We start from the raw sequence: 20756 nt of genomic DNA, 5'->3' as shown, positions 1-20756 counted from the left end.
CGGTTTGGCTATCATTAGAGCAGAATGACGTCTATGCGTACTGTACTGAATATTCTTAATTTTGTGTTGGGCGGTTTCTTCACCACGCTAGGCTGGCTTATTGCTACGGTGTTCAGCGTGCTGCTGGTCATCACACTGCCGCTTACCCGCTCCTGTTGGGAAATCACCAAGCTGTCGCTGGTGCCGTTCGGCAACGAAGCGATACACGTCGATGAACTGTATCCGGAAAAAAGCAATGCGCTGCTCTCCGCCGGCGGCTCGCTGCTCAACATTATTTGGCTGGTGCTGTTCGGCTGGTGGCTGTGCCTGTCGCACATCGCCGCCGGTATCGTGCAATGCGTTTCAATCATCGGCATTCCGGTCGGTATCGCCAATTTCAAAATAGCCGCCATCGCGCTGTGGCCGGTGGGGCGCCGCGTCGTCTCGGTCGAAATGGCTCAGCAAGCGCGTATTGAGAATGCTCGCCGCCACTATCATCAGCGTTAATTTTTTCTCCGTTTGAGGAGTTTTTCGTGCGCTCTTTTGCACCCGCAGTACGTCGTTATACCTACAACAGCAATCTGCTGTATCACCTGCGCATTCTTATTGCGCTGATCGGCACCACCGCCGTTCCCTGGTGGCTGGGCATTCCCAAGCTGACTATCCCGCTGACGCTGGGCGTGGTGGCAGCGGCACTGACCGATTTGGACGACCGCCTGGCCGGCAGGTTACGCAACCTGCTGATCACGCTGGTGTGCTTCTTTGTTGCCTCCGCGTCGATCGAGCTGCTGTTCCCTTATCCCTGGTTGTTCGCCCTCGGCTTAACCACGTCGACCTGCGGTTTTATCTTGCTGGGCGCCTTGGGGCAGCGTTACGCCACCATCGCCTTCGGCGCACTGCTGATCGCGGTTTACACCATGCTCGGCACCTCGATGTACGATGCCTGGTATCAGCAACCGCTGCTGCTGGTGATCGGCGCGCTGTGGTACAACTTGCTGACGCTGGCGGGCCACCTGCTGTTCCCTATCCGGCCGCTGCAAGAGAACCTGGCGCGCTGTTACGATCAACTGGCCAACTATCTGGATGCCAAGGCCAATCTGTTCGATCCCGACGCCGAACGCGCCGCCGACCTGCCATGGATGGATGTCGCGATGGCCAACAGCGCGTTGGTCGCGTTGCTGAACCAGACCAAAGCCTCGCTGCTGACGCGCCTGAAAGGCGACCGCGGCCAGCGCGGCACCCGCCGCACCTTGCACTACTATTTTGTCGCGCAGGATATCCACGAGCGCGCCAGCTCTTCCCACGTTCAGTACCACGCGCTCAGCCGGCAATTCCGTCACAGCGATATTTTATTCCGCTTCCAGCGTTTGCTGAGCATGCAGGCGCGCGCCTGCCGCCAGTTGGCACAATCGATCCTGCTGCGGCAAAAATACCAGCACAACCCGCGTTTTGAGCCAGCCTTCAGCCGCATTCAGGAGGCCTTGGCGCGCATAGCCGAAACCCAGGGCAATTCAGAGCAAACCAAAGCGCTGGCGCACCTGCTGAAAAACCTGCATGCGATCGATGCGCAGCTGGCCAATATCGAGTCAGAGCAGACGCTGGCCAGCGGGCAGGCGGAAGAGAACAGCCTGGCCGACGATCGCTTAACCGGCTGGAGCGACATCCGACTGCGCATCAGCCGCCATTTGACACCGCAGTCGGCCCTGTTCCGCCATGCGATCCGCATGTCGGCAGTGCTGTGCGTGGGTTACGCCTTCATCCAGCTCACCGGCATGCAGCACGGTTACTGGATCCTGTTGACCAGCCTGTTTGTCTGCCAACCGAACTACAACGCGACCCGCCGGCGCCTGGCGCTGCGCATCATCGGCACCCTGGCCGGTATCCTGATCGGCCTGCCAATCCTCTATTTCGTGCCTTCAGTGGAAGGACAACTGGTGTTGATCGTCATCACCGGTGTCTTGTTCTTCGCTTTTCGCACCGTACAGTATGCCCATGCAACGATGTTCATCACGCTGCTTGTGTTGCTGTGCTTTAACCTGTTGGGTGAAGGTTTCGAAGTAGCAGCCCCGCGCGTTTACGATACCTTATTGGGTTGCGCCATCGCCTGGGCGGCGGTCAGCTTTATCTGGCCGGACTGGAAGTTCCGCCAACTGCCGGCGGTGGTGGATAAAACGCTGAATGCCAACTGTCGCTATCTGGACGCCATTCTGGTGCAATATCATCAGGGTAAGGATAACGGGCTCGCTTACCGCATCGCGCGGCGAGATGCCCACAACAGCGATGCCGAACTGGCTTCGGTCATCTCCAACATGTCCGCCGATCCCAAGGCCGACAAGGCGTTGCAGGAAGCCGCCTTCCGTCTGCTCTGCCTGAACCATACTCTCCTGAGTTATATCTCGGCGTTGGGGGCGCACCGCGAGCGGTTGAATACCCCTGCCACACTCGATCTGCTCAATGATGCCGTGTGTTACGTGGACGGCGCCTTGCATCAGGAAGAACGGAACAGCCAGCGCATTGCGCAAGCGCTGGAACAGCTGGCGGAGCGTATTCGCAAAGCCGTTCCAGAACCTGAAAGCAAAGAACAGTTGGTCTTGCAGCAGGTGGGGCTAATGCTCGAGCTGCTGCCGGAACTCACCGCACTCCATACCCAAATCAATAAGGCAACCTAATTATTCAGGGCCCGCTTGATGGGCCCTGAACTACTGGCTCATGGCCATGACGACGCATAGCCATCGTATGATCGAACCAGCGCACCAGTTCGTTGCGCAATTCGGTCGGCAACGCCGCCTGATGATAACCGGCTATCGCGCCGCCCAGCGACAGCAGCACGCGCAGACCCAGATTGGTCTGCTGTTGCAGCAGGCGAAGATAGCTACGTTTAGCGCCATGCAGCCGCAGGTCATAGGCATTGCGAATACCCGCTCGCCATAGCAAGCGCTCCATGTTGACATCTATATTTGGCAACGCCTTCAATCTGCCGTGATCGCCGGCCTTGAGCCGCTGTTCTCGGCGCGCTTCCCTGATAGCCTGCCAGGCCAGCCCTACCAGCTCATTGCGTTCCCGCCACAGCGACTCGTCAACCCAGTAATAGCGCAAGGTGATGGGCACACCGCGCTTGGAATAGACCATATTGACCATGCCCCGGGCGCGAAAGGCCGGTTCCATGCTCGCCGTAGCCCGCAAGTACAATTCACCTTCTGCTACCACCGCAAACATTACCCCTTCAGCCAGCAGCCCATAGCCGCCAAACTGTGATCGTGTGGTGATGGCGCCCAGCGCCGCAAAGCAATTTTTAGCCTGCGCGATTCTTCTCGTCGACATCCTTTTCATAGCGTTCCTCCTTTTTAGGTTCTGGCCGTATTATTTCTCTCATCAATGAAAAAAGTAACGTGAACAACTAATTAGGAAAATACGCACTATCCGCCCGCCTGCCAATCACAAAAATCGTCGGTACAAAAAATGATCGCAATTATGCGAGCCGCTACGAAAATTTGGGTTGATCTTATCCTAAATCAGGGATACTGTATAAACATACAGTAACACGACGGGCGGGAACTTTATGCGTACTCAATCACTCTACCAACCTCATTTCGGCCATGGCTCTTATACAACGCGCAATGTTGCGAAGAACACGGATATCGGCAAAGAGAATGGCTTGATCAGTGAACTTGTTTACAACGAGCGCCAGCCCGCAGTGGCTCAATTACTGTTGCCCCTGCTGCTGCAATTGGGCAAGCAGTCTCGCTGGCTTCTGTGGCTGACGCCGCAACAAAAATTAAGCAAGCAATGGCTGCAGCAATCCGGCCTGCCTGTAGATAAAATGGTGCAATTGAGCCAGATCAGCCCGGTGAATACGGTTGAGGCGATGGAAAAAGCGCTGCAAACGGGAAATTACAGCGTGGTTCTCGGCTGGTTGCCCGAGCTAACGGAGGAGGATCGTCTAAAATTAAGACGTGCGGCAGAATTGGGTAATGCCTATGGGTTTATCATGCGCCCTCAACGTGACATTAGCCCGACTCACGGACACTGTTCCACCCTAAAAATTCACTCTTCTTTGTATCATTAAGTAAATTTAGGATTTTTCCCATCATTTTCGCACCCCCTAAGCGGAACCTTTGCGGGGGAAGGCAAAAAGCTAGTCCGGCTGCGGTTTGGCAGGCAAAAACGCGCGATGAATCGCCGTTTTTTTAGGCTAAGAATGTTAGCAAATATGTACGATTCCGCGTTTTTTTTTAGAGCCTTATCACATCACACTTGTAACTTTCGCGCCACGTTGTAGACTTTACATCGCCAAGGTTGCTCTATAACGTCAGAAAAACTGGCGAGTAACAAACGAGGGCTTAAACCTTGGCGAAGGAATTTAACCAAGGGCTTAAACAGCTTTAAAGCTCATTGCCTATTTGGATGATAACGAGGCGCAAAATGAAAAAGACAGCTATCGCATTAGCAGTGGCACTGGCAGGTTTCGCTACCGTAGCGCAAGCCGCTCCAAAAGATAACACCTGGTACACCGGTGCTAAACTGGGCTGGTCCCAGTACCATGACGTTGGCTTCTACGGCAACGGTTACCAGAACGGTATCGGCAACGGCCCAACCCATAAAGATCAGCTGGGTGCCGGCGCGTTCCTGGGCTACCAGGCAAACCAATACCTGGGCTTCGAGCTGGGCTATGACTGGCTCGGCCGCATGCCTTACAAAGGCAGCGTGAACAACGGTGCTTTCAAAGCGCAGGGCGTTCAACTGGCTGCTAAACTGAGCTACCCAATTGCTGACGATCTGGACATCTACACTCGTCTGGGTGGTATGGTATGGCGTGCAGACTCCAAAGCTAACTACGGCCGTACTGGTCAGCGTCTGAGCGACCACGACACCGGCGTTTCTCCGCTGGCTGCTGTTGGTGTTGAATACGCACTGACCAAAAACTGGGCTACCCGTCTGGATTACCAGTTCGTAAGCAACATCGGTGACGCAGGTACCGTTGGCGCACGTCCAGACAACACCATGCTGAGCCTGGGCGTTTCTTACCGCTTCGGTCAGGATGACGTAGTTGCTCCAGCACCAGCTCCGGCTCCAGCTCCAGTTGTTGAAACCAAGCGTTTCACTCTGAAGTCTGACGTGCTGTTCAACTTCAACAAATCTACTCTGAAAGCAGAAGGCCAGCAGGCTCTGGATCAGCTGTACACCCAGCTGAGCTCCATGGATCCTAAAGACGGCTCCGTAGTTGTTCTGGGTTACACCGACGCCGTTGGTTCTGACCAGTACAACCAGAAACTGTCTGAACAACGCGCACAGAGCGTTGTTGACTACCTGGTCTCCAAAGGCATCCCGTCAGACAAAATCTCTGCACGTGGTATGGGTGAAGCAGATGCAGTTACAGGCAACACCTGTGGCTACAAATCTGGACGCGCTACCAAAGCTCAGATCGCTTGCCTGGCACCAGATCGTCGCGTAGAGATCGAAGTTAAAGGTATCAAAGACGTTGTAACTCAGCCTCAGGGCTAAGTTTACTCGCCTAATAAAAAACCCCGCCAATGCGGGGTTTTTTTTCGTCCTCTTGTTGCCAGAACATTCAATGCCTGGCGCCATAGAGGCGTTCTCACGCGCTTACTTGGGATCTTTGCCCAGAATCGCCTTCAAGTCTTCTTTCAACGACGACATCTGGTTCGCATACTTTTCTTTGCGTTCAGCGTCTTCGATAAGCTGCACGACGGTTTCCGACAGCGTAACGCCACGGCGGCGCGCCAGGGCAGCCAATCGTTGCCAAACCAAAAACTCCAGATCGATAGATTTTTTACGCGTATGCTGATGTTCTGCGTTAAAATGACGTTTGCGGCGGGCGCGGATCGTTTGTTTCATCCGGTTATCCAGTTCCGGATTCATATGAGCGGCAATCCATGCAAGTACCTTGACCGGCTCATTTTCCAGCTTCAGCAGCTCGTTAACCGCCTCTTGAGCAGCGCTGTTTTCAATGTAGCGGGTAATGAGTTCCCCTTCCCGGTGCTTCTTCACCAGGTACTTCCATTTCCAACCGCTCTCCAGATTTTCCAGTTGCTGATATTTCATCTTGAGCTCTTCAGTGACCGCGTAACTTCAAATAAGCATAACAGCTTTGCGCCGAATTTCCCCGGCAATTAAACCGTCTTTTAGACTGTTTTTTGCACAGTCACCGCGCGATGTCAAACTCCCTGATGCCAACTGGCACTCCGCATGTATCAAGCCGCCGTTATTCTTGTATAATCGCCCTTTCCCTTTTTAACGATTGCATCTAACACTTTGACCAATAACCGACTTGAATGGCAATCTTTATTGCCGGACGTAACGCCTTATCAGGCGATATTTGATACCGCCGCTCAGTTGGCACCCGTGCCCTTTTCCGCCATTCAGCCTCGGCTGGAAAATGCCCTGACGCTATTTTGCCACCCCCAATCGCCACCGCGTTTCATGCTGTTGAAAGCGCAAGAAACGCGTGAGTATCTGGAACTGATCGCTCACGCCGTCAAACCACTGCTGCCGAAAAATACGGCATGCCGCGGCAGCCACTATGTCATTCAGGATGGCAAGGTCAGCGTCGAGCCTGCCAGCCGTGGCGATGAACCTTTTGCCGCCGGCGGCGCTTGTCTGTTCCAGGAGTGGATTGAGCCGGAACAGCTGTTTGGCTGCGTACGGATCCACAATGGCGACATTACCCTGCAACCGGGTCTGGTGCACCAGGCCAACGGCGGCATTCTGATTCTGTCGGCGCGGGCGCTGCTTGCTCAGCCGTTGCTGTGGCTGCGGCTGAAACAGATGATCGGCCAGCGTCAGTTCCACTGGGTATCGCCAGACGAAACCCGCCCGCTGCCGGTAGCCATTCCACCGATGCCGCTGGATCTGCGGCTGATTGTAGTCGGCGACCGTCACGGCCTGGCCGATTTTCACGATATCGAGCCGGAACTGAGCGAACAAGCGATCTACGGTGAATTCGAAGACGATCTGCAGCTGACTGAAGTTGATGATATGGCGCAGTGGTGCGGTTACGTCAACGGCGTGATTGCCGACCAGCAGTTGCCGATGCTGGCGACCGACGCCTGGCCGCCGCTGATCGTCCAGGCTGTGCGTTACAGTGGCGATCAGGGCATACTGCCACTCTCGCCGGTTTGGATTGGCCAGCAGCTATCCGAAGCCGCACTGTATGCCGAAGAAGATCGCATTACGGCCAAAGCGTTCGAGGCGGCGTTAAATGCCCGAGAATGGCGTGAAAGCTATCTGGCCGAGCGTATGCAGGATGAGATTGAGTTGGGTCAGATCCTGATTGAGACCGAGGGTGAAGTGGTCGGACAGATCAACGGTCTGTCAGTCCTGGATTATCCCGGTCATCCACGCAGCTTTGGCGAACCGTCGCGCATCAGTTGCGTTGTGCATCTCGGCGACGGCGAGTTCACCGACGTCGAGCGCAAAGCCGAACTGGGCGGCAACCTGCATGCTAAAGGCATGATGATCATGCAGGCGTTCTTGATCGCCGAACTGGATCTTGATCAGCAACTGCCCTTCTCCGCTTCCATCGTCTTTGAGCAATCTTACGGTGAAGTGGACGGTGACAGCGCCTCGCTGGCTGAGCTGTGCGCATTGGTCAGCGCCCTGTCACAGCAACCGATCACCCAGCAGATCGCCGTCACCGGCTCCGTCGACCAATTCGGCAACGTACAGCCGATAGGTGGCGTTAACGAAAAGATCGAAGGTTTCTTCGAGGTTTGTGTACGCCGCGGTCTGACGGGCAAACAGGGCGTCATATTGCCCGCGACCAACGTGCGCCACCTGTGCCTGCGCCAGGATATCGTCGACGCGGTACGCGAAGGGCAATTCCATCTGTGGGCGGTAGAGAGCGCGGCGGAAGCCTTGCCTTTGCTCACAGGTTGCCTCTACTCTGACGAACAACAGCCGAATTTGTTGGCGGCCATTCAGGAACGGATTGCGCAGGTGAGCCTGCAGGAACGCCGTCGTCCGTGGCCGCTGCGCTGGCTCAACTGGTTCAACCACGGCTGATCGGACTTGTTCAGCGTACACGTGTTAGCTAACCTGCGTCCTTCATTAAAATAAGGCTTACTGAGAACATGGTAGATAAACGCGATTCCTATACGAAAGAAGACCTCGAAGCATCCGGCCGTGGCGAGCTGTTCGGCGCCGGTGGCCCACCGTTGCCGGCAGGTAACATGTTGATGATGGACCGCGTGGTCAAGATGACCGAAGACGGCGGGACTCACAACAAAGGTTATGTGGAAGCGGAGCTGGATATTAATCCGGACCTATGGTTCTTCGGTTGCCACTTTATCGGCGATCCGGTCATGCCAGGCTGTCTGGGCCTGGATGCGATGTGGCAGTTGGTCGGTTTCTACCTCGGTTGGCTGGGTGGCGAAGGCAAAGGCCGCGCGCTGGGCGTTGGTGAAGTCAAGTTTACCGGCCAGGTGCTGCCAACCGCGAAAAAAGTGACCTACCGTATTAACTTCAAACGCGTCATCACCCGTAAGCTGATCATGGGCGTCGCCGATGGCGAAGTGCTGGTTGACGGTGAAGTGATCTATACCGCCACCGATCTGAAAGTGGGTCTGTTCAAGGATACCACAGCGTTCTAATCACGCAGAAAAGAGGGCGGCCATCGTCTTCTTTGCTAATGCTCTTCGCATGCATGCCATCACGCCCAGCGTGATGGCATTTCTTTCTCTTACCGTTTAAAGACTACCCACCTCCTTTAATCGCCCGCTACCGAACCGGTTTATCCCGCATGTCTCTACCGAAACGGTCAAAGCCACAGGCCGGTTGAGCGCCCCCTCCCCACAGCCAGCTATCGACACGATAGCGGTTTTTGCGTCCGGTTATTTTCTTGCCCCTTAAAATCACCTAGTATAACCATCCACGTAACTACAATAAATGTACCGACAAAGAGCCGATATGCAAAAAACCCGCTTTAGCGATGCACCTTGCCCCGTCGCACGTTCATTAGATCGTGTCGGAGAATGGTGGAGCATCCTGATCCTGCGTGATGCCTTTCAGGGGTTGTCCAAGTTCGACGAATTCCAACAAAGCCTGGGGATGTCACCGACTCTCCTGGCCCGACGCCTGAAGGATTTGGTGGCCCACGGCATTCTGCATAAGCAACGTTATCAAACGCGGCCGGTCCGCTATCAGTATCTGCTCACCGAACGCGGCAACGATTTTCTCCCCGTGCTGGCAGCTCTCTCAGAATGGGGCAATCGCCATTTGATCGACGGTGACATTAGCGCCTTGTTAGTCGACAGCCGCACCGATCGGCCGATCCAGGTCCAGTTGGTCAATATCGATAGCCAACAACCGGTGCCGCCGCAGTTTATTACGCTGGCGCCAGGGCCTGCGGCAAATGAAGGCATACATCAACGCGCCGCACTGATGCGGCAACGGCGCCTCGCCGATTTATCCGAACTTACCAAGGAGTCGTCATGAGCAATCGTCGTATCGTTATTACCGGCATGGGTGCCGTTTCACCGTTAGGGTGCGGCGTGGAGACCATCTGGCAACGTTTGTTAAAAGGAGAGTCAGGCATTCGGGCTTTGCCTGACGAGATCGTTGCAGATTTACCGATCAAGGTCGGAGGTCAGGTTCCGCCGCTGGCGCAGGATGCTGAAGCGGGCTTCAACCCCGATGCTTCCGTCGCCCCCAAAGACCAAAAGAAAATGGATCGCTTTATCCTGTTTGCCATGGCGGCGGCGGATGAAGCCGTTCGTCAGGCCGGCTGGATAGCCGATACGGAGGAAAAACAAGAGCGCACCGCCACCGTCATCGCCTCGGGCATTGGCGGCTTTCCGGCGATTGCCCAGGCGGTGCGCACAACCGACAGCCGCGGCGCCAAGCGGCTGTCGCCGTTCACCATCCCCTCATTCCTGGTCAATCTGGCGGCCGGCCACGTTTCAATCAAACACCACTTCAAGGGGCCGATTGGCGCGCCGGTCACCGCCTGTGCCGCCGGCGTGCAAGCCATTGGCGATGCAGTGCGTATGATCCGCAATGATGAAGCCGATATCGCCGTGTGCGGCGGTACCGAAGCCGCTATAGATACCGTCAGCCTGGGTGGGTTCGCCGCCGCGCGCGCCATGTCCACCGCTCCGGCCGAATTGGCGCAACAGGCCTCTCGGCCCTTCGACAGCGCCCGGGACGGATTTGTCATGGGGGAAGGTGCCGGCATGCTGGTCATTGAAACGCTGGAACACGCGCTGGCGCGTGGCGCCACCCCGCTCGCGGAAATCGTCGGCTATGGCACCAGCGCCGACGCCTACCATATGACATCCGGCGCTGAAGACGGCAACGGCGCCTATCGGGCGATGAAAATCGCGTTGAAGCAGGCGAACGTCGTTCCCGAGGAGGTACAGCATTTAAATGCTCACGCGACGTCGACACCCGTAGGGGATTTGGGTGAAATCAATGCCATCAAACACCTGTTTGGCACGACAGGGAGCGTCGCGGTAACCTCGACAAAATCCGCCACCGGGCACCTGCTCGGCGCCGCCGGCGGGCTGGAAACCATCTTTACCGCCTTGGCTCTGCGCGACCAGATCGCCCCGGCGACGCTGAATCTGGACAATCCCGATCCGGCGGCGGCAGGTTTGCACCTGGTCGCGAAACGGGCTGAATCGATGAGCATAACCTACGCCTTATCGAACGGCTTCGGCTTTGGCGGCGTGAATGCGAGTATTCTACTGAAACGCTGGCAGGACGAATAAACGGCACAAACAAAAACCTCCGCCAAAGGGCGGAGGTTATTCCTTTTATTTGACAGGGAGCCGCTTAAGCGGTCACAGCCCTGTCTTCCATGGCTTCTCGCCAACCTCCCAGCCATTGAGACCGGGCGTCCACTGATGATTGGTAGGGACAATGTTCCCTGGAACGCCCTAAAATACCTGCCTGATACCCTCTCGAATGCGCCCTTTCCAGACGATCGCGTTTCTGTCTCTTCATGCCTCGTTTCCCTCATTTTGGTCTGGTGGAAAGAAAACAATGGCTGCTTTTTGCGCAGCCACGAGTAATCAATAGCGCTAAAAGAAGAGAAGATCAATGCGCAAAATTCACGCCAATGTCATATTTGTGAGCTACGCCCGAGGAAAAAGCTAAGTGGCTGATCTGCCGGGAAAGGGTTTAACTGTTTGAAATGAAATATAAATCCCTGCCAGCGAGAAAAAATGGATTTTCACGCCGACAGGGATTAGATGATTTTAGACCAAATTATGACTAAATGCCGCCCATCTGTGCTGCGATAGCCTGAGCTTCCTGCTGCCATCCCTGCGCCAGGGTGCGCACCAGGGCATCATAGCCGTCTTCACCCTGTTTCAATTCCAGGCTGAAAGGCCGTTTGATCAGGCGCCCCTGGCGATTCAGCACCCACTCGCCGCGAATGATCGCCTTGCCGTCAAAACGGCCGTGGAAGCCGCTGATGGTCACGTTCAGTACATCCTGATCGCTGCTCATCGGCTGCGAAGAGACCACCCAGCCCGGCAGCGCGCTGCTCAGGTTGGTGACCAGCGTTTGCTGCAGCTGCTGGTCGAGCGGGCTGGCCCACAGGTTGTTCTGGGCTATCACATACTGTACGTCGTTGGTCTGATACACCACGCCGTTCTGCGCCAGATAATCCGCCACGCTCACGTGTTCCAGCCACAGCTGGCGCGTGGAAGCGCCGCTGCTGCTGGCTGCAGCAGGCGCACCCAGCGCCGGCAACTGATAGTAAGTCTTCTGTGGCGAACTGCTGCAGGCGCTGAGTAACAGCGCCAGGGCTACCGGGATCCATTTCATCATTTCGTGGCCTTCTTCGGCTGAGGGTCAGTGCTGCCGGCGGCTTCAAACACCAGCGCGTTGCTCTTCTCATTCAGGGTGCGCAGCACCGGTTGCAGCTCACGCAATACCTGATCGAGGCGCTGCATGTCGCCCACCATCTTGTTGTAAGCCGGTGAACCAGGCTGGAGCCCTTTCATGCTGCGGTTCAGCTCCAGCAGCGTTTTCTGCATGTCCTGCGGCAGCGCCTGCATCTCTTTGCTGGCGATGATGTCGTTCAGCGACTTCATGGTCTGCTGCGTCGACTTCATGGTTTTCTGACTTTCCGCCAGCGTCTTGGTCGCTTCGTTGATCATCGGATTGATCGGCATCGAATTAATCTTATCCAACGTCTGCATCAGTTTCTGCTGGATCTGCGCCAGACCGCCGCTGGTGGTCGGCATCAGCGGATAACCGAACAGCTCGCGCGGCCCTTTCCACGGTTTTTCCTGCGGATAGAAGTCAAGATCGATGTACAGCGAACCGGTCAGCAGGTTGGCGGACTTCATCGAGGCGCGCATGCCGCGAGACTCCGCATCTTTCAGGTGCCCTTCAATATCGAAGTTGCCGCCCAGCTGTTTCTGGAAGCGATCCGGCTCGATGCGGATCAGCACCGGAATGCGGTAATCGTTATCCAGACGCTGCGCCATGCCGTCTTTATAGAACGGCACCTGCGCCACCGTACCCAGACGGATGCCGCGGAACTCGACCGGCGCGCCCGGCTGCAGGCCGCGTACCGAGTCGGAGAAGAACAGCAGGTAATCCTTATGCACGGTATACAGTGAATCCTGCGTGCTGCGCTGGTTGTCGAACAGCTGGTACTCCGCCTTCTCTTTCGCCTGTTCGCCGCGATCCCAGCCGTCCGGCACGTCAAAACTGACCCCGCCGCTGAACAGCGTGGTCAACGAGCCCATCTCCACCCGCATGCCCTGCGCCGACATGTCAAACGCCACGCCGCTGTCTTTCCAGAAACGCACGTTGGTGGTGACCAACTGATCGTAAGGCGCGGTGATGAACAGCTGATAGCGCATAGCGCGTTCTTTAGGATCAAAGTAGCTGGTTTCCACCGACCCGACGCGATAACCGCGGAACAGCACCGGATCGCCGGCGTTGAGCTGGCCTGACTTCTCGCTGTCCAGCACGATGCGCAACCCTTTGGCATCCGGGGAGGCCAGCGGCGGCGCATCGAGCAGCTGATAGTTGTCTTTGCCGTCTTTGCCTTTGTTGCCCGGCTGCAGTTCGATATAGGCGCCGGAGAGCAGCGTGCCCAGCCCGGAGACGCCTTCACGACCGATCTGCGGCTTCACCACCCAGAAAGCGGAATCCTGGCGCAGCAATTTTTCCATGCCGGAATTGAGGCGAGCCTGCACCATCACCTTGCTCAGGTCATCGCTCAACGTGACGGTTTCCACCACGCCGACGTCAACGCTGCGGCTTTTGATTTTGGTTTTACCCGCTTCCAGCCCTTCCGCCGTCGAGGTCACCAGCGTCACCACCGGCCCCTGATGGCTGAAGTGGTAAAACAGGATCCAGGCGCCGATCAGCGCGGTCACGATGGGAATGATCCACACCGGCGACCAGCGTTTGATCTTCTCGACGTCCGCGACGCTATGATTATTTTCCGTCACCTTGCGGCTCCTTGTTGATTGTTTCACTTGCGCGATCCCAGGTCAGCCGGGGATCAAATGTCATGGCGGCGAACATGGTGAGGATCACCACCAGCGCGAACAGCACGGCGCCCGTCGCGGGATAAATGCTCATCAACTGCCCCATTCGCACCAGCGCCGACAACACGGCGATCACAAACACGTCGATCATTGACCAACGGCCAACGAATTCGACCACTTCATAAATCAGATGCATACGCTCGCTGTCGGCGCGCGGTTTCTTCCTGCCGTTCGCATCCCAGCACAGCCAGCCGATCGCCAACATTTTCAGCGACGGCACCATGATACTGGCGATGAAAATCACCATCGCCACCGGATAAGAGCCGTCCCCCCACAGCAGGATCACCCCCGCCATGATGGTGGAGTTCATCTTGTTGCCCAACGCCTCGGTCACCATGATCGGCATCAGGTTGGCCGGAATATACAGCATGACAGAGGTCACCAGCAGCGCCAGCGTCCACTGCAGGCTGTGACGACGCCGCACGTAGCCCTTGGTGTGGCAGCGCGGACAGCGCACCTGATCGGCCGGCAAGATCGCCGTGCAGCACGCGCAAGAGCGCACGCCCTGGCGCATGCCGGTGCGCCCCACCGTCAGCGGGCGATTAAGTCGCGGTGCCGGTTCGATATCCTGCCACAACCAGCGCCGATCCACGCACTGGAAGGCGCGCACCTGCAGCAGGCAGAACAGGCAGTAAGGCACGAAGCTGCTGCCGATGCCGATATCGCCGTAGGCCATCAGCTTGACGAAGCTGACCAGCACCCCGGCGAGGAAAATCTCCACCATGCACCAGGTCTTGAACTGGAACAGCACCCGGGCCATCCATTCTTTGAGGCCCAGTGGCAAACGCACTCTGGCGCACAGCAGGATGATCGCCACCATGCAAAACGCCGGGATCAGCTGCACGAACACCATAAACAAGGTGGCCATGCTGGCGTAGTCTTCCGCCACCATGACTTCCGGGATTTGGATCAGCCGGATTTCGTTGCCGAGGCCGGCGACGCGCATGTTGATAAACGGGAAAATGTTGGCCAGCACCAGCATGAACAAGGCGCTGAGCGCGTAACCGATCGGCCGCTTGCGCGGCTCGTCCCAGCGGGCGCTGAGCGTGGTTTTGCAGCGCGGGCATACCGCTTTGCTGCCATAGGCCAGCGGCGGCAGCGCCACCAGCATGTCGCACTGCGGACACAGCATCAGGTTATCCTGTTGCGCCGCCGAGGGTGCGGAATGACTATGCTGCTGATGATTGTTGTGGGAACACACCATATTCCTCCTAAATAACGTTGCTCACCGGCACGTCGATGCCGCCCGCAGCAGCGCGCGGGCGGCATCGCAACGGTCAGCCGTTTTTCATCGCTTCCAGCTCTTCCCAACGGGCGAAAGCCTGTTCCAGCGCTTGCTCGGCATCAGCCAGCGCCGTCAGCACTTCTTGCGTTTCGCTGTGCGGCCGCGTGAAGAAATCCGCGTCACTCATCTGCGCCTGCAGCGCTTCGATTTCCGCTTCCAGCTGTTCGAGCCGCTGCGGCAACTGTTCCAGCTCACGCAGCAGGTTGTAACTCAGCTTGGCCGCCGTTTTCTTCGGTTGTTCGGCCTTTTTCTCCGCCGCCGGTTTGCTCGCGCTCGGCGCCGCCTGACGAATCGGTTTCGCCGTCGCGCGCTGGTGATGCGCATCGTAGTAACCGCCGACGAAGGCATTGATCACGCCGTTGCCTTCGAAGATCCAGCACTCGGTCACCGAGTTGTCGACGAACTGACGATCGTGGCTGACCAGCAGTACGGTGCCCTGATAGCCGTCGATCAGCTCTTCCAGCAACTCCAGCGTTTCGACGTCGAGATCGTTGGTTGGTTCATCGAGGATCAGCAGATTGCTCGGTTTAAGAAACAGCTTAGCCAACAGCAGGCGGTTACGCTCACCGCCCGACAGCGCCTTCACCGGCGTCATCGCGCGTTTCGGGTGGAACAGGAAGTCCTGCAGATAGCCTAATACGTGGCGAGGACGGCCGTTGACCATCACTTCCTGCTTGCCTTCCGCCAGATTGTCCATCACCGTGCGTTCCGGATCGAGATCGGCGCGGTGCTGGTCGAAATAGGCCACTTCCAGCTTGGTGCCGCAGTGCACACGGCCGCTGTCGGCTTTCAGCTGACCGAGCATCAGTTTCAGCAGCGTGGTTTTGCCGCAGCCGTTCGGCCCCACCAGCGCAATCTTGTCGCCGCGCTGCACCTGGGCGGAGAAACCGCGCACCAGCACTTTTTCGCCAACCTGATAATTGACGTCTTCCAGCTCGAATACGATTTTGCCGGAGCGGGTCGCCTCTTCCACTTGCATCTTGGCGGTGCCCATCACTTCGCGGCGCTGCGAGCGCTCGGCGCGCAGCGCCTTCAGCGCGCGCACGCGGCCCTCATTGCGGGTGCGGCGCGCCTTGATGCCCTGACGGATCCAGACCTCTTCCTGCGCCAGCTTGCGGTCGAACTCGGCGTTTTGCAGCTCTTCCACCCGCAGCGCTTCTTCTTTGCTCTGCAGATACAGATCGTAGTTGCCCGGCCAGGAAACCAGCTTGCCGCGATCCAGATCGACGATGCGCGTCGCCATGTTGCGGATAAACGAACGGTCGTGCGAGATGAAGACGATGCTGCCGTCGAACTCTTTCAGGAAGCCCTCGAGCCAATCGATGGTTTCAATGTCCAGGTGGTTGGTCGGTTCGTCGAGCAACAACACGCGCGGTGAGCTCACCAGCGCGCGGCCCAGCGCCGCTTTACGCAGCCAACCGCCGGACAGTGAGGAAAGCTCGGCGTCGCCGTTCAGCCCCAGCTGCAGCAGCACTTCGCTGATGCGGCTGTCGAGCTGCCACAGCCCCTGGTGATCGAGGATCTCCATGATTTGCGCCATGCGCGCCAGGTTTTTCTCGCTTGGATCGCTTTCCACCAGGTGAGAGATCGCGTGATAGGCCTTCAGGTGTTCCGCCTGCTCCGCAACGCCTTCCGCTACGAAGTCGAATACGCTGCCGCCGATATTGCGCGGCGGATCCTGTTGCAGACGTGCCACGATCAGATCTTGTTCGTAGATCACCCGGCCATCGTCCAGCGGGATCTCTTTGCCGAGGATCTTCAGCAGCGTGGATTTGCCGGCGCCGTTGCGCCCGACCAGACACACGCGCTCGTTGTCTTCAATATGAATTTCGGTGTTGTCTAACAGTGGCGCATCGCTGAAAGAGAGCCAGGCGCCGGACATGCTGATTAACGACATAGTAATTATTTTCCTTCGCCGGCGTGAGTCACCAGCCAGCAGTTGTGGATCTGACGGTTACGGGCAAAATCCTGCGACAGCGTCTTGGCGGTGATCTCTTTCGCCTCCAGACCCAACGCGCTCAGCCCTGCCATATCCATTTGGAAACCGCGCTTGTTGTTCGAGAACATGATGGTCCCGTTGCGGCGCAGCAACCGTTTCAAATCTTTCATCAGCGCCAGGTGATCGCGCTGCACGTCAAAGGTGTTCTCCATCCGCTTGGAGTTGGAGAACGTCGGCGGATCGATGAAGATCACGTCGAACTGTTCATTGGCGTTGCTCAGCCAAGACAGGCAATCGGCCTGGATCAGCCGATGCTGACGGCCGGTCAGGCCGTTGGCGCGCAGGTTCTTCTCCGCCCATTCCAGGTAAGTACGCGACATGTCCACCGTGGTGGTGCTGCGCGCGCCGCCCAGCCCGGCGTGCACGCTGGCGGTGCCGGTGTAGGCGAACAGGTTGAGGAAATCCTTGCCGCCGCTCATCTCACCCAGCATACGGCGCGCGATGCGGTGATCGAGGAACAGACCGGTATCGAGATAGTCGGTCAGGTTGACCCACAGTTTGGCGTTATACTCTTCCACCAGCAGGAACTCGCCCTTCTGCGCCAGCTTCTCGTACTGGTTTTTGCCCTTCTGCCGCTCGCGGGTTTTCAGGATCAGCTGATTCGACGGCAGCTCCAGCACCGCCAGCGTCGCGTTGATCACATCGAACAGACGCTGACGTGCTTTCTGCGCATCGACGGTTTTCGGCGGCGCATATTCCTGCACCACCACCTTGCTGCCGTAGCGATCCACCGCAACGTTGTATTCTGGCAGATCGGCATCGTACAGGCGGTAGCATTCAATGCCCTGCTGTTTCGCCCACTTGTCGAGCTTCTTCAAATTCTTGCGCAGACGGTTGGCGAAATCTTCCGCCACCTGCACGCCGCCGGTGGCGCTACCGGCCGGGCTTGCCGCCAGCTGATAATTTTTCTGCACGCACTCCAGCGGGCCGTTCTTCGCCTTGAACTGGCGCTCGGCGCGCAGCTGCAGGCAGCTCAACAGCTCCGGCGAGGCGCTGAACAGCGACAGTTGCCAACCGCCGAAGGCGCTTTTCATCACGCGGCCCAGCATGTTGTGCAGCGCGATCAGCGCCGGTTCGCTTTCCAGGCGTTCGCCGTACGGCGGGTTGCTGATCACCGTGCCTTGCGGGCCTTCCGGCAGCGGGTTGGTCAAGCGCGCGACGTCGCCGACGTTGAAGGTGATCAGCTCGGCGACGCCGGCGCGGCGGGCGTTGCCGCGCGCCATTTCAATCACCCGGCGATCGATATCGGAACCGAAGAAGCGAGAGGCGGTTTCCTGCAGGCCGCGGCGCGCGCGCACCTGCGCTTCGGTGGTGACTTCACGCCACAGTTCGGCGTTGTGGCCATTCCAGGCGCTGAAGCCCCAGTGTTGACGGTGCAGGCCTGGCGCGCGATCGGCAGCGATCATCGCCGCTTCGATCAACAGCGTGCCGGAGCCGCACATCGGATCAAGCATCGGCGTGCCCGGCTGCCAGCCGGAACGCAGCACGATGGCGGCCGCCAGGTTTTCCTTCAGCGGCGCCTGGCCGGTGAGATCGCGGTAGCCGCGCTGATGCAGACCTTCGCCGCTCAGATCGAGCGCCACGCTGGCCATATCGCGCTGCAGGAAGACGTTAACGCGAATGTCCGGCTGCTGTTTGGCGACCGTCGGGCGTTGGTCGAGTTTGCGGGTGAAGCTGTCGACGATGGCGTCTTTCACCTTCAGCGCGCCATATTGGCTGTTGCGGATCTCTTCGTTCACGCCGCTGAAATGCACGGCAAAGGTTTTATCCACGCCAAAAATGCTCGGCCAGTCGATCGCCTGCACCCCGAGGTACAGATCCAGATCGCTGTGCACGCGGAATTCGTTCAGCGGCAACAGAATGCGCGAAGCCAGGCGGCTCCACAGCAAGCTTTGGTACAGAAGACGATCGTCACCCTGAAAATGTACCCCGCCCTGCACCACTTTGCAGTCGTGAGCGCCAAGCGCTTCCAGCTCGCTTTTTAACAGTTCTTCCAATCCACGCGCCGTGCTGGCAAACAGAGAGTTCATATCGTACTTATCACCAAAAAGAAAATTGTTGCGCATTATAGCTAATCCGCACCGCTTGTCATAAAGTTGCTCCCTTCTATTTAATCATCGCACGGAGATAAGGGTGATCACGCTTTCCAAACTCTACGTCCATCCGGTTAAATCACTGCGCGGCCTGCAGCTTTCTTACGCCCAGGTCGGCAGCAGCGGTCTGGCCTTCGACCGCAACTTTATGATCACCGAGCCGGACGGCACCTTTATTACCGCGCGCCAATATCCGCAGATGGTGCTGTTCACGCCGGCGCTGCTGCCGGACGGGCTGTTCCTGACCGCGCCGGACGGCGAAAGCGCCGCCATTCGCTTCAGCGACTTCGCCGCCGCGCCGCAGCCGACCGAGGTATGGGGCAACCATTTCACCGCGCTGACTGCGCCAGATGAGATCAACCGTTGGCTGAGCGGCTATTTCCAGCGCGACGTGCAGCTGCGCTGGCTGGGGCCGGAGCTGACCCGCCGGGTCAAGAAGCACCCTGAAATCCCGCTGACGTTTGCCGACGGCTACCCTTATCTGCTGATTAACCAGGCTTCGTTCAACGATCTGCAGCAGCGTTGCCCCGGCAGCATCAAGCTGGAACAGTTCCGCCCCAATCTGGTGGTGAGCGGCGCTACCGCCTGGGCTGAAGACGGCTGGCAGGTGATCCGCGTCGGCGACGTCATGTTCGATCTGGTGAAACCCTGCAGCCGCTGCGTGCTCACCACCGTCAGCACCGAGCGTGGCCGCAAGCACCCGAGCGGCGAACCGCTCAGCACGCTGCAAAAATTCCGCTCCGCCGACAACGGCGACATCGATTTCGGCCAGAATATGATCGCGCGCAACAGCGGCATCATCCGCGTGGGCGATACGGTGGAAGTGCTGTCGACCAAGCCGCCGCGCCCTTATGGCGCAGGCAAAGTGGTGGAGAGCGTGCAAGCGCCGCAAGACAGCGCGCACAGCGTCACCATCGAATATGAAGGAAAGGTGTTTACCGGCAACAACCAGCAGATTTTGCTCGAACAGCTGGAGCAGCAAGGCATCCGCGTGCCTTACTCGTGCCGCGCCGGGATTTGCGGCAGTTGCCGCATTACGTTGCTGAGCGGTGAAGTCGCGCCCCTGAAGAAAAGCGCGCTGGGCGACAACGGCACCATCCTGTGCTGCAGCTGCATCCCGAAAAGTGATTTGACCCTGGCGTAATCCGCCTTATACCGCCCTGTCGTAAGCCGGGGCGGCGCTTTCATCCTGCGCGCAGGGTTTCAGCCGATCGTGCATCACCTTGATGGCATCGCCCAATACCATGGTACGGCCAGCGACCGTCAGCTGATTTTGCGCCAGCAGGCACAGGCTGGCGTTATCCCCGGCCTCCACCACCAGCAAGCGCGCTTCCGCGCCGCTCTCCATCACTTTCACCGCCGCCAGCTCGCCGTTTTTCGGCTGCAGCGGGTAATGCTGCTGCGAGAAATGCCAGCTCTTCGGCATCAGCGGTTTCAGGAAGCGGTAGGCGACCAGCGCATTCAACACCAGCTCGGCGCGCTGTTCATGGCTCAGCTTGACCTGCTTGCACTGTTCTTCATAGGTGAAATAAAGGGCGGCGTCATCTACGCAAAAAGCGCATTCATCGAAGGCGTCCGGCGTTAACATTTTGGCCGGGAAACGTGAACGAAAGATCATACCATTAGCTAAATCCAGCATTAGCCGATCGTGTTCGGCATCAAAATACCAACGCCAATTATCGTCAGGTTTTATCTTCATTTCGTATCCTTCTCGCTGCCTATGCCAACGCCGCACTCACCCTAAAAGGCGATTTTATCACCGATAAAATAGCTTAAACATCGGATAATTCCGCGAACGATATTTATGCTAACGAACAAAATATAGACGAGCCGGGGGCAGAAATAAACCCCCGGAATAAAATGAG

18 protein-coding genes are annotated in these 20756 nt (G+C 57.7%); 9 read left to right on the top strand and 9 right to left on the bottom strand.

All coding sequences use genetic code 11. The features are described from left to right. Window positions 1–33: 33 nt before the first annotated feature. Entirely contained in the window at window positions 34–486 is a 453-nt protein-coding gene (locus IT763_RS08220; protein ID WP_004928120.1) for a YccF domain-containing protein, read from the top strand. Between the two features lie 26 nt (window positions 487–512). Beyond that, window positions 513–2648, top strand: coding sequence for a YccS family putative transporter (gene yccS / locus IT763_RS08215; protein ID WP_033640795.1), 2136 nt, complete (start codon window positions 513–515; stop codon window positions 2646–2648). 4 nt (window positions 2649–2652) lie between these two features. Here yccS and IT763_RS08210 read toward each other — a convergent pair whose 3' ends face one another. Then, window positions 2653–3309 (bottom strand): TfoX/Sxy family DNA transformation protein, encoded by a 657-nt coding sequence (locus IT763_RS08210; protein WP_028128001.1) that lies wholly within the window; start codon window positions 3307–3309, stop codon window positions 2653–2655. 229 nt (window positions 3310–3538) lie between these two features. Here IT763_RS08210 and sulA point away from each other — a divergent pair, with 229 nt between their 5' ends. Both sulA and ompA read left to right on the top strand, forming a co-directional pair. Beyond that, window positions 3539–4045 (top strand): SOS-induced cell division inhibitor SulA, encoded by a 507-nt coding sequence (sulA, locus tag IT763_RS08205; RefSeq protein ID WP_015377359.1) that lies wholly within the window; start codon window positions 3539–3541, stop codon window positions 4043–4045. Window positions 4046–4401: 356 nt separating this feature from the next. Continuing rightward, window positions 4402–5481: a porin OmpA gene (gene ompA, locus IT763_RS08200; protein ID WP_004928134.1), complete on the top strand. Its 1080-nt coding sequence runs from the start codon at window positions 4402–4404 to the stop codon at window positions 5479–5481. A 102-nt stretch (window positions 5482–5583) separates the two neighbouring features. Here ompA and matP read toward each other — a convergent pair whose 3' ends face one another. Further along, window positions 5584–6042 carry a macrodomain Ter protein MatP gene (gene matP, locus IT763_RS08195; protein ID WP_004928138.1) on the bottom strand — a complete coding sequence of 153 codons (459 nt, stop codon included), beginning with the start codon at window positions 6040–6042 and terminating at the stop codon, window positions 5584–5586. 210 nt (window positions 6043–6252) lie between these two features. On the opposite strand from matP, the gene IT763_RS08190 reads away from it, so the two are divergent. The 4 genes from IT763_RS08190 (at window position 6253) to fabF (ending at window position 10706) form a co-directional block, all read left to right on the top strand. Beyond that, window positions 6253–8001 carry a Lon protease family protein gene (locus tag IT763_RS08190; protein ID WP_049300502.1) on the top strand — a complete coding sequence of 583 codons (1749 nt, stop codon included), beginning with the start codon at window positions 6253–6255 and terminating at the stop codon, window positions 7999–8001. Window positions 8002–8069: 68 nt separating this feature from the next. Continuing rightward, window positions 8070–8588, top strand: a complete 519-nt coding sequence (fabA, locus tag IT763_RS08185; protein ID WP_004928144.1) for a bifunctional 3-hydroxydecanoyl-ACP dehydratase/trans-2-decenoyl-ACP isomerase — start codon at window positions 8070–8072, stop codon at window positions 8586–8588. 316 nt (window positions 8589–8904) lie between these two features. Next, entirely contained in the window at window positions 8905–9432 is a 528-nt protein-coding gene (locus tag IT763_RS08180; protein ID WP_028127999.1) for a helix-turn-helix domain-containing protein, read from the top strand. Beyond that, window positions 9429–10706 carry a beta-ketoacyl-ACP synthase II gene (gene fabF, locus IT763_RS08175; RefSeq protein ID WP_049300503.1) on the top strand — a complete coding sequence of 426 codons (1278 nt, stop codon included), beginning with the start codon at window positions 9429–9431 and terminating at the stop codon, window positions 10704–10706. Before IT763_RS08180 ends, fabF begins: the two co-directional genes overlap by 4 nt. Before the next feature lie 64 nt (window positions 10707–10770). Here fabF and rmf read toward each other — a convergent pair whose 3' ends face one another. The 6 genes from rmf to rlmKL form a co-directional block, all read right to left on the bottom strand. Beyond that, complete coding sequence (rmf, locus tag IT763_RS08170; RefSeq protein WP_004928150.1) at window positions 10771–10941, bottom strand: ribosome modulation factor; 171 nt, start codon at window positions 10939–10941, stop codon at window positions 10771–10773. Between the two features lie 270 nt (window positions 10942–11211). Then, entirely contained in the window at window positions 11212–11772 is a 561-nt protein-coding gene (gene pqiC / locus IT763_RS08165; RefSeq protein WP_016928294.1) for a membrane integrity-associated transporter subunit PqiC, read from the bottom strand. Further along, on the bottom strand, window positions 11769–13415 hold the full coding sequence (gene pqiB / locus IT763_RS08160; protein ID WP_016928295.1) for an intermembrane transport protein PqiB: 1647 nt from the start codon (window positions 13413–13415) through the stop codon (window positions 11769–11771). The genes pqiC and pqiB overlap by 4 nt, the downstream gene beginning before the upstream one ends. After that, window positions 13402–14715 carry a membrane integrity-associated transporter subunit PqiA gene (pqiA, locus tag IT763_RS08155; RefSeq protein ID WP_369825817.1) on the bottom strand — a complete coding sequence of 438 codons (1314 nt, stop codon included), beginning with the start codon at window positions 14713–14715 and terminating at the stop codon, window positions 13402–13404. The genes pqiB and pqiA overlap by 14 nt, the downstream gene beginning before the upstream one ends. A 76-nt stretch (window positions 14716–14791) precedes the next feature. Next, entirely contained in the window at window positions 14792–16696 is a 1905-nt protein-coding gene (locus IT763_RS08150) for an ABC transporter ATP-binding protein (RefSeq protein WP_143778799.1), read from the bottom strand. A gap of 5 nt (window positions 16697–16701) precedes the next feature. After that, on the bottom strand, window positions 16702–18828 hold the full coding sequence (rlmKL, locus tag IT763_RS08145) for a bifunctional 23S rRNA (guanine(2069)-N(7))-methyltransferase RlmK/23S rRNA (guanine(2445)-N(2))-methyltransferase RlmL (protein ID WP_028127997.1): 2127 nt from the start codon (window positions 18826–18828) through the stop codon (window positions 16702–16704). Window positions 18829–18931: 103 nt separating this feature from the next. Here rlmKL and IT763_RS08140 point away from each other — a divergent pair, with 103 nt between their 5' ends. Continuing rightward, window positions 18932–20035, top strand: a complete 1104-nt coding sequence (locus tag IT763_RS08140) for a YcbX family protein (protein ID WP_016928298.1) — start codon at window positions 18932–18934, stop codon at window positions 20033–20035. 6 nt (window positions 20036–20041) lie between these two features. Here the strand turns inward: IT763_RS08140 and IT763_RS08135 are convergent, their stop codons facing one another. Continuing rightward, window positions 20042–20590, bottom strand: coding sequence for a cell division protein ZapC (locus tag IT763_RS08135; RefSeq protein WP_004928171.1), 549 nt, complete (start codon window positions 20588–20590; stop codon window positions 20042–20044). Window positions 20591–20756 lie beyond the last annotated feature (166 nt).

The sequence above is a fragment of the Serratia sp. CMO1 genome (assembly GCF_015689115.1).
GTDB lineage: Bacteria > Pseudomonadota > Gammaproteobacteria > Enterobacterales > Enterobacteriaceae > Serratia > Serratia marcescens.
The sequence above is the reverse complement of the archived record's forward strand: the minus strand, read 5'-3'. Positions and strand labels throughout refer to the sequence as shown.

Excerpts from the sequence above, each read along its gene's own strand:
- IT763_RS08220 (WP_004928120.1), top strand. The coding sequence starts at position 34 with ATGCGTACTGTACTGAATATTCTTAATTTTGTGTTGGGCGGTTTCTTC.
- IT763_RS08210 (WP_028128001.1), bottom strand. The coding sequence starts at position 3,309 with ATGAAAAGGATGTCGACGAGAAGAATCGCGCAGGCTAAAAATTGCTTT.
- sulA (WP_015377359.1), top strand. The coding sequence starts at position 3,539 with ATGCGTACTCAATCACTCTACCAACCTCATTTCGGCCATGGCTCTTAT.
- ompA (WP_004928134.1), top strand. The coding sequence starts at position 4,402 with ATGAAAAAGACAGCTATCGCATTAGCAGTGGCACTGGCAGGTTTCGCT.
- matP (WP_004928138.1), bottom strand. The coding sequence starts at position 6,042 with ATGAAATATCAGCAACTGGAAAATCTGGAGAGCGGTTGGAAATGGAAG.
- fabA (WP_004928144.1), top strand. The coding sequence starts at position 8,070 with ATGGTAGATAAACGCGATTCCTATACGAAAGAAGACCTCGAAGCATCC.
- IT763_RS08180 (WP_028127999.1), top strand. The coding sequence starts at position 8,905 with ATGCAAAAAACCCGCTTTAGCGATGCACCTTGCCCCGTCGCACGTTCA.
- fabF (WP_049300503.1), top strand. The coding sequence starts at position 9,429 with ATGAGCAATCGTCGTATCGTTATTACCGGCATGGGTGCCGTTTCACCG.
- rmf (WP_004928150.1), bottom strand. The coding sequence starts at position 10,941 with ATGAAGAGACAGAAACGCGATCGTCTGGAAAGGGCGCATTCGAGAGGG.
- pqiC (WP_016928294.1), bottom strand. The coding sequence starts at position 11,772 with ATGATGAAATGGATCCCGGTAGCCCTGGCGCTGTTACTCAGCGCCTGC.
- IT763_RS08150 (WP_143778799.1), bottom strand. The coding sequence starts at position 16,696 with ATGTCGTTAATCAGCATGTCCGGCGCCTGGCTCTCTTTCAGCGATGCG.
- rlmKL (WP_028127997.1), bottom strand. The coding sequence starts at position 18,828 with ATGAACTCTCTGTTTGCCAGCACGGCGCGTGGATTGGAAGAACTGTTA.
- IT763_RS08135 (WP_004928171.1), bottom strand. The coding sequence starts at position 20,590 with ATGAAGATAAAACCTGACGATAATTGGCGTTGGTATTTTGATGCCGAA.